The sequence below is a fragment of the Anaerophaga thermohalophila str. Valhall genome (genome assembly GCF_000250735.1).
Lineage (GTDB): Bacteria > Bacteroidota > Bacteroidia > Bacteroidales > Marinilabiliaceae > Anaerophaga > Anaerophaga thermohalophila_A.
The window spans coordinates 1-1,224 of the sequence record NZ_AHZV01000327.1; the positions used below are offsets into that span (position 1 = coordinate 1).

The window sequence follows — 1,224 nt, forward strand, 5'->3', positions numbered from 1 at the left end:
ACATATTCTTGTTGTGGGAAACCTTGCCATGCTCGTTTCGTAAAACCTTGATCTACTGAATTTTAATTGCCAAACCCATTAAGATGCAAACAATTGGTTTGCAGTGTATTGCAAAAGTTTAACGGAGTATTGTATTTAATACAAATCATCTACATCTCCCGAGTCAAAGCTCTTATTGTATTGTTTCATAGCTCTGAGACTCATACCCATACTCGAGAATCCCCCATCGTGGTAAAGGTTTTGCATAGTCACTTTCCGGGTATAATCGGAAAACATCACCATACAATACCGGGCACAATCTTCGGCATCTGCATTTCCGAGGGGAGACATTCGATCGGCAAAATCGATCAATCCGTCAATGCCTTTCACTCCGCTTCCTGCAGTAGTGACAGTTGGTGACTGGCTGATTGTATTGACCCTCACCTTTTTCTGACGACCGAAAATATAACCAAAACTGCGGGCAATTGATTCCAGCAAAGCCTTGGCATCGGCCATATCGTTGTATCCATAAAGCGTTCGTTGTGCTGCAACATAAGATAACGCCAAAACAGAGGCCCACTCATTTAAAGCATTCTGCTTGAACGCAACCTGAAGCATTTTATGAAACGAAATGGCTGAGATATCAAGTGTTTTTTGAAGGTAATTGTAATCCAGGTCGTGATAAACCCTCTTCTTACGAACGTTCAGAGACATTCCGATGGAGTGCAAAACAAAATCTATCTTACCCCCAAGTACTTCGGTTGATTTTCGGAAGACATTTTCCAGATCCTCAACGTTTGTGGCGTCGGCCGGAATTAGCTCGGCACCTGTCTTCTTTGCCAGGTTCACAACTTCGCCCATCCGGCAAGCTACATGCGTGTTTGACAAGGTAAATGTGGCACCTTCCTCGTGGGCCAGTTCGGCAACTTTCCATGCAATGGACATATCGTTGAGGGCGCCGAAAATAATCCCCCGTTTTCCTTTTAACAAGTTATTTCCCATATCGGTAAAAATTGTTTTTCAGGGTGCAAATATACCGCAAAATCATAGCCGGAAAAAGCTCCGACCTGTCTTCTTTTTATCAAATCTATTTAACCTGCATTATTCATAAATTATCTATTACGATGCTCAACTATCGGCAAAACACAAGCGTCCTCATCAAATTTGATTTGAAAATAGTTCACTATTTCCTGCATCAAATTTGTCTGCGGTTGCTTGCGTTTTTTGACATTTGAACATCTCATG

The 1,224-nt window shown here is 42.0% G+C and carries 1 protein-coding gene; it reads right to left on the reverse strand.

Translation table 11 applies throughout. From position 1 onward, the window contains the following. Window positions 1-135 precede the first annotated feature (135 nt). Window positions 136-981: an enoyl-ACP reductase FabI gene (locus OQ5_RS0116800; protein ID WP_016778602.1), complete on the reverse strand. Its 846-nt coding sequence runs from the start codon at window positions 979-981 to the stop codon at window positions 136-138. Between the last annotated feature and the right edge of the window lie 243 nt (window positions 982-1,224).